We start from the raw sequence: 6,850 nt of genomic DNA, 5'->3' as shown, positions 1-6,850 counted from the left end.
GGCTCGGCCCGGCCGGCCCGACGGCCGGCGCGCCGGTGTGCCCGGCGGAGGGCGCGGCGGTCGCCTCGGCGTACCCCTTGCGCAGTTTCTCCGCGATCAGCCGGTCGGCGTGCGCGGCGGCCTCGGCCGGCGAACCCAGCTCCTTGACCTGGGTGCGGCCCTGCGCGCCGAGGGATCCATAGCGGACCGTCACCGTCGCGTCGCGCTGCCCGACCTCCCAGAACTTGGCCGAACCGCCGCCCACGAACTCGAATCTGCGCACACCGTCTCCTTGATCGCCCGCAGTGTGCGGGGACCATAACCGGCGGCACCGACAGCGTGAGAACCGCTCAGGTGATCAGCAGCGCCCCGACTACGATCAGCGGCACCGAGACGAACAGGAAGATGCCGACGCCGGTGAGCACCCGCCCGCCGCCGCCGTCCTCCCGCTCCGGCGCGAGGCCGAACGCCGACCGGGCCGGCAGCATGCCGATGCGGCTCAACGTGAGGTCACCGGTCATCCCGATCACGGCGCCGACGATCATGAACGCGACGCCGAGCCGGTGCGTGAAGTCGCCGCCGCCGACGGCCACCCAGATGCCGACCGCCGCCGCGATCACCAGGACCGCGATCAGGAAGAGCACCAGCGCCTCCCGCAGCCCCCGCACCACAGTCGCCATGTGCGCCTCCCTCGTACCCGGGCCGTCCGTCCCGCGTCGTGGGACATTGTGCCGGGTCGATGCACGGCCGCGCAGTCCCGCGCCGGGCCGGTCCGGCACGGTTATCCCCGGTCGGGCCCGGGTACCGGGAGCCGCATGGCGGAGTTGGCATCGCTCTGGATCGTCCGGCACGGTGAGAGCACGGCGAACGTCGCGGCCACGGCGGCCGAGACGTCCGGCGCCGAGCTGATCGACCTCAGCCACCGGGACGCGGACGTGCCGCTGTCGCCCACCGGCGAGGAGCAGGCGCGGGCGACCGGCCGGTGGCTGGCCGGGCTGCCGGACTCGCAACGGCCGGACGTCGCGGTGGTGTCGCCGTACCTGCGGGCGGTGCGCACGGCCGAGCTGGCGCTGCACGGCACCGGGATCCCGGCCAGCGTCGACGAGCGGCTGCGCGACCGGGAGCTGGGCGTCCTCGACGGGCTCACCGGCCACGGCGTGAACCGGCGCTACCCGGAGGAGGCGCGGCGGCGCACCCGGCTCGGCAAGTTCTACTACCGCCCGCCCGGCGGCGAGTCCTGGACCGACGTGGCGCTGCGGCTGCGGGCGCTGCTCGGCGACCTGCGCCGCGACCACGAGGGGGGCCGGGTACTGCTGTTCGGCCACGACGCGCTGGTCTTCCTGCTGCGCTACCTGGTGGAGGGGCTCACCGAGGCGGAGCTGATGGCGCTGACCCGCGAGCACGTGATCGCCAACTGCTCGGTCACCGGCTGGCACGCCGACGACACCGGCCGGCTCGTGCCGGACGTGTTCAACGACGTCGCCCACCTGCACCGGCAGGGGGCGACGCCCACCAGGGAGGACGAGGTCAATGCCGAGCCGGTCTGACGTGATCACCCCCGCGCTGCTGCGGGACTGGGCGCTGCCGGTGCCCACCGGCGGCAAGGAGGCGCGCGGCACCGTGCTGGTGGTCGGCGGCTCCCGGTTCACCCCCGGCGCGGTGCTGCTCGCCGGGGTGGCCGCGCTGCGCGCCGGGGCCGGCGTGCTCCAGCTCGCCGCGGCCGAGTCGACTGCGGCGTCGCTGAGCATCCAGGTGCCGGAGGCGCTCGTGGTCGGCCTGCCGGAGACCGGTGACGGCGCGGTCCGCGGCGACCCGGGCGACCTGCTCCGCGGCCTGGTCGCCGAGGCCGACGTGGTGGCGGTCGGACCCGGCCTGACCGACATCGAGACCACCGGGGAGCTGCTGCGCCTGGTCCTGGACGCGGCCGGCCGGGAGACCGCGCTGGTGCTGGACGCGTACGCGCTCGGCGCGCTCAGCCACGCGCCGGAGCTGCTGGCCGGGTCCGGCCGCAAGGCGGTGCTCACCCCCAACCTGACCGAGGCGAAGCACCTGCTGGGCCGCGATCCGGGCGACGACCTGGACGCCGAGGCGGTGGAACTGGCCGGCCGGTACGACGCTGTCGTCTCGCTGTACGGGCACATCGCGACGCCGGACGGCCGGGCCTGGCGGGAGGAGAGCGGGGACGCCGGGCTGGGCACCTCGGGCAGCGGCGACGTGCGCTCCGGGCTGCTCGCGGGTCTGCTCTCCCGGGGCGCCGACCCGGCGCAGGCGGCCTGCTGGGCGGCGTTCGCGCACGCGGTGAGCGGGCAGCGGCTGGTCCCCCGGTACGGGCGGATCGGCTTCCTCGCCCGGGAACTGCTCGACGAGATCCCGTACACGATCGCCACGGTCTGACGATCCACAGCTCGGCGGGGTGAGGCGTGTAACACCCCGCCGTCGGTGGGCGCTGTTGCGGCGAGGCGTGCAGCCTGCGCGTCTCCACCGGGCCGTACCCCCGTCCAGGGAGCGGCCCGGCCGCACCAACCCCCTGGGAGTCTGTGTGAACAATCTCCGTCGCAAGACACTCGCCGCCGCGTCCGCCGTGACGCTCGGCGCCGGTCTCGCCCTGATCGGCGTCCCGGCGCCGGTGGCGGCCGCCGGACCGGAGACGTCGTACCTCGTCCTCGCCCCGCAGGGCAACGGCACCGCCAAGGCCGCCGCGCGGGTGGCCGCCGCCGACGGCACTGTCGTGGCCGCGTACGACAAGATCGGCGTGCTCGTCGCGCGCTCCTCCGCCCCGGACTTCGCCACCCGCGTGGCCGGTGCCGGCGTCGAGTCGGTCGCCTCCACCGCCGGTCTGGGCACCGCCCTCGACGAGGGCGAGACGGTCGAGGTCCCGGCCGCCGACGTGGTCCGCGCCGCGGGCGACCCGACCGCCGAGCCGCTGTACGGCCAGCAGTGGGACATGGACATGATCCGCGTCCCGCAAGCGCACGCGGTGACCGGCGGCAGCCCGTCGGTCGTGGTGGGCGTGCTGGACAGCGGCATCTCCAGCAGCCACCCGGACCTGGCGACCCAGATCGCCAAGGACAAGAGCACGTCCTGCATCGGCGGCGTCACCGACACCGCCGAGCCGGCGTGGAACCCGACCACCAGCGACCACGGCACCCACGTGGCGGGCACCATCGCCGCCGCGGTCAACGGCGTCGGCGTCACCGGCGTCGCCCCGGGTGTGAAGGTCGCCGCCGTGAAGGTGGTCAACGACGACGGCTACATCTTCCCGGAGGCCGCGGTCTGCGGGTTCATGTGGGCCGCCGAGCACGGCTTCCAGCTCACCAACAACAGCTACTACATCGACCCGTGGCAGCTGAACTGCCGCAACGACGCCCGCCAGCGTCCGGTGTGGCAGGCAGTGCAGCGGGCGCTGCGCTACTCGCAGTCGCAGGGCGTGCTGCACGTGGCGTCGGCCGGCAACGCGAACTTCGACCTGGCCCACAAGATCACCGACACCGGCAGCCCGAACAACGGCACGCCGGAGGAGCGCGCGAACCTCACCAACGCCTGCCTGGTCCTCCCGGCCGAGGCGCCGGGCGTGGTGACCGTCGCCGCCGTCGGCCCGACCGGTGACAAGAGCTACTACTCCTCGTACGGCCAGGGCGTGATCGACGTGACCGCACCCGGTGGCGACACCCGGTTCCGGACCCGGGGCGCGCGCTCGACGTCCACCGACGGCATTCTGTCCACCACCTTCAACACCGCCACCCGTACCAACGGGTGGGGCTACAAGCAGGGCACCTCGATGTCCGGCCCGCACGCCGCGGGCGTCGCGGCGCTGGCGCTGTCCGCGCACCCGGGCATGACGCCGGGCCAGCTCTCCTCGTTCCTGGAGCGCACGGCGGTGGCGAAGTCCTGCCCGGCGGGCGTGTACAACCCGGTGCCGCTGATCCCGGCGGGCCCGAACGCGTACGACGCGACCTGCTCCGGCGGGAAGCGCAACGGGTTCTACGGCGCCGGTGTCGTGGACGCGTACAACGCGGTGAAGTAACCCGTACCCGCGTGGACCGGGCCCGGCGAGCGCGCCGGGCCCGGTCTGTTTGTCCTGGTCGGGCCCCGGGTAGGGGGGCAGCGTCAGCCGACTATAGGAGGTAACCGGTGTCCACCGACGCGATCGTCCTGCTCAAGGAGGACCACAAGGAGATCCGCCGCCTGTTCAAGGCCTTCCAGGAGGCCGAGGAGGGACCGGCGAGCAAGCGCGGGAAGATCGTCGAGCAGATCCTCGAGGCGCTGACGGTGCACACCTACCTGGAGAACGAGGTGATGTACCCGGAGGTCCGCAAGCTGGTGCCCGACGTCGAGGACGACATCCTGGAGTCGTACGAGGAGCACCACGTCGCGGACGTGCTCTGCTTCGAGCTGTTCACCATGGACGCCGACGACGAGCGGTTCAACGCCAAGACGACGGTGCTGATCGAGAACGTGCTGCACCACGTCGAGGAGGAGGAGCAGGAGTGGTTCCCGAAGGTCCGGGAGGCGCTCGGCCGTAACCAGCTCCAGGAGATCGGCCAGCGGATGCTCGACCTGCGCCCGAAGGCCCCGAAGACGCCGACCGCCCCGAAGGCGCTGAAGAAGTCCCTCGATGCCGTGGTCGCCTGACACCGGCCGCGCGACGCGAGCGGGACCGCCCCGAGGCAGAGGGGCGGTCCCGCTCGCGTCGCGGGGTTCAGTCGCCGGGACGGGCGGCCCAACCCCGCAGGTCCGGGCCGGGCCGGTAGGATCGGCACGGGCCGTGACTGGCGCGTGGAGATGGAGCACCATCGGGGAGCGGCCTCGTCATGAGGACGCATGCCGAGCGCCTGGGCCTTCCGCACGTCACCTGGAGGTCGCATGTCGCGCAACGCCGAGTCCACCGCCTTCCGCAGCGCGCTGGAGGTCGTCCGCGGCGTCGAGCCGCGCGTCGCCGACGCCATCGCCGCGGAACTGGCCGACCAGCGCGAGTCGCTCAAGCTCATCGCCAGCGAGAACTACGCCTCCCCGGCGACGCTGCTGGCCATGGGCAACTGGTTCAGCGACAAGTACGCCGAGGGCACCGTGGGGCGCCGCTTCTACGCCGGCTGCCAGAACGTCGACACGGTCGAGGCGCTCGCCGCCGAGCACGCCCGCGAGCTGTTCGGCGCGTCGCACGCCTACGTGCAGCCGCACTCGGGCATCGACGCCAACCTGGTCGCGTTCTGGGCGATCCTGGCCGACCGGGTCGAGTCCCCCGCGCTGCGCAAGGCGCAGGCCCGGCAGGTGAACGACCTCACCGAGGCCGACTGGTTCGCGCTGCGCCGCGAGCTGGGCAACCAGCGGATGCTGGGCATGTCGCTGGATGCCGGCGGGCACCTCACCCACGGCTTCCGGCCGAACATCTCCGGCAAGATGTTCGACCAGCGCAGCTACGGCACCGACCCGGCCACCGGCCTGATCGACTACGACCGGGTGGCCGAGGCGGCCCGCGAGTTCAAGCCGCTGATCCTGGTCGCCGGTTACTCCGCGTACCCGCGGAAGGTGAACTTCCGGATCATGCGGGAGATCGCCGACTCGGTCGGCGCCACCTTCATGGTCGACATGGCCCACTTCGCCGGGCTGGTCGCCGGCAAGGTCTTCACCGGCGACTTCGACCCGGTGCCGCACGCGCACATCGTCACCACCACCACGCACAAGTCGCTGCGCGGCCCGCGCGGCGGCATGGTGCTCTGCGGCCCGGAGCTGGCCGACCAGGTCGACCGGGGCTGCCCGATGGTGCTCGGCGGGCCGCTGCCGCACGTGATGGCCGCCAAGGCGGTCGCGCTGGCCGAGGCACGCCGGCCCGACTTCGCCGACTACGCCCAGCGGATCGTGGACAACGCGCAGGCGCTCGCCGACGGGCTGCTGCGCCGGGGCGCGACGCTGGTCACCGGCGGCACCGACAACCACCTGGTGCTCATCGACGTGTCCGGGTACGGCCTGACCGGCCGGCAGGCCGAGCAGGCGCTGCTGGACTCGGGCATCGTGACCAACCGCAACTCGGTGCCGCAGGACCCGAACGGCGCCTGGTACACCTCCGGCATCCGCATCGGCACCCCGGCGCTGACCACCCGGGGCCTCGGCGCCGCCGAGATGGACGCCACCGCCGAGCTGATCCACACCGTGCTCAGCCAGACCACGCCCGGCACCGGCCCGGACGGCGCGCCGTCGAAGGCGAAGTACGTGCTGGACCCGGCGGTCGCCGAGTCCGTCGGCAAGCAGGCCGCCGACCTGCTCACGCCGTTCCCGCTCTACCCCTCGGTCGACCTGGGCTGAGCGCCCGACAACACGAAGCGGCACCCCGGGAGAAGGAGTCTCCCGGGGTGCCGGCGGTTACGGGGTCAGCGCAGCGGGCGCTTCAGGTGGTAGCGGTGGACCTCGGTGCTGCCCTGCACGTTGTTCACGTCCTCGGCGGCGGAGACCAGTTCCCAGCCCTCCCGGCCGACCCGGTTCAGGTGCGCGATGGCGGTGTCGCCGTACGCGGTCACGTCGGTGCGTGACCCGTCCGGGCCGTACCACACGAACGAGACGTGGAAATTGCGTCCCTGACCCTGATACCGACGAACGAGCAACGCGTACTCCCAGGCAACCATTGGTCCATTATCAACAGACGAACGGCGTCAGGAAACACGTAGTGTGCCGGAACCCTGACACTCCGACGTCGCTGCGGCGGCCATGGTGTCCGTGACCAGCGCGGCGAGCCGGTCCAGCCCGAGATCGATCGACTCCGGTGTGACAGCGCTCACCGACAGCCGCAACGCATTCACCGGCGTGCCCGCGTCGTAGAAGTGGGCCATCGGCGTCCAGAGCACGCCGTACTCGCGAGCCGAGCGGTGCAGCAGCGCGT

General features: G+C 72.9%; 8 protein-coding genes, 1 pseudogene and 1 riboswitch. Of the genes and pseudogenes, 5 read left to right on the top strand and 4 right to left on the bottom strand.

The window, feature by feature from the left end:
- A partial coding sequence (locus MCBG_RS02890) for a WGR domain-containing protein (RefSeq protein WP_157560808.1) occupies nt 1–262 on the bottom strand: 262 nt, incomplete at its 3' end.
- 67 nt (nt 263–329) lie between these two features.
- Entirely contained in the window at nt 330–659 is a 330-nt protein-coding gene (locus MCBG_RS02885; protein ID WP_043323668.1) for a hypothetical protein, read from the bottom strand.
- Between the two features lie 135 nt (nt 660–794).
- Between MCBG_RS02885 and MCBG_RS02880 the strand changes: the two genes are divergently transcribed.
- The 5 genes from MCBG_RS02880 (at nt 795) to MCBG_RS02860 (ending at nt 6,279) form a co-directional block, all read left to right on the top strand.
- Entirely contained in the window at nt 795–1,526 is a 732-nt protein-coding gene (locus tag MCBG_RS02880; RefSeq protein ID WP_043323666.1) for a histidine phosphatase family protein, read from the top strand.
- Nucleotides 1,510–2,373: an NAD(P)H-hydrate dehydratase gene (locus tag MCBG_RS02875; protein ID WP_043323664.1), complete on the top strand. Its 864-nt coding sequence runs from the start codon at nt 1,510–1,512 to the stop codon at nt 2,371–2,373. Before MCBG_RS02880 ends, MCBG_RS02875 begins: the two co-directional genes overlap by 17 nt.
- A gap of 145 nt (nt 2,374–2,518) precedes the next feature.
- Nucleotides 2,519–4,003: a S8 family peptidase gene (locus tag MCBG_RS02870; protein ID WP_043323663.1), complete on the top strand. Its 1,485-nt coding sequence runs from the start codon at nt 2,519–2,521 to the stop codon at nt 4,001–4,003.
- 107 nt (nt 4,004–4,110) lie between these two features.
- Nucleotides 4,111–4,611 (top strand): hemerythrin domain-containing protein, encoded by a 501-nt coding sequence (locus tag MCBG_RS02865; RefSeq protein WP_030499909.1) that lies wholly within the window; start codon nt 4,111–4,113, stop codon nt 4,609–4,611.
- A gap of 123 nt (nt 4,612–4,734) precedes the next feature.
- A riboswitch (ZMP/ZTP riboswitch) is annotated at nt 4,735–4,824 on the top strand.
- A gap of 18 nt (nt 4,825–4,842) precedes the next feature.
- On the top strand, nt 4,843–6,279 hold the full coding sequence (locus tag MCBG_RS02860) for a glycine hydroxymethyltransferase (RefSeq protein ID WP_030499908.1): 1,437 nt from the start codon (nt 4,843–4,845) through the stop codon (nt 6,277–6,279).
- 65 nt (nt 6,280–6,344) lie between these two features.
- Here the strand turns inward: MCBG_RS02860 and MCBG_RS02855 are convergent, their stop codons facing one another.
- The gene (locus tag MCBG_RS02855; protein WP_013286617.1) at nt 6,345–6,596 is read right to left on the bottom strand and encodes a hypothetical protein; all 252 of its coding nucleotides are present in this window, start codon (nt 6,594–6,596) and stop codon (nt 6,345–6,347) included.
- A 27-nt stretch (nt 6,597–6,623) separates the two neighbouring features.
- Nucleotides 6,624–6,850, bottom strand: a pseudogene (locus tag MCBG_RS02850) (PLP-dependent aminotransferase family protein); the annotation flags it as partial.

The sequence above is a fragment of the Micromonospora sp. M42 genome, assembly GCF_000568915.1.
Lineage (GTDB): Bacteria > Actinomycetota > Actinomycetes > Mycobacteriales > Micromonosporaceae > Micromonospora > Micromonospora chalcea.
This window is presented reverse-complemented; position numbering and strand designations above follow the sequence as displayed.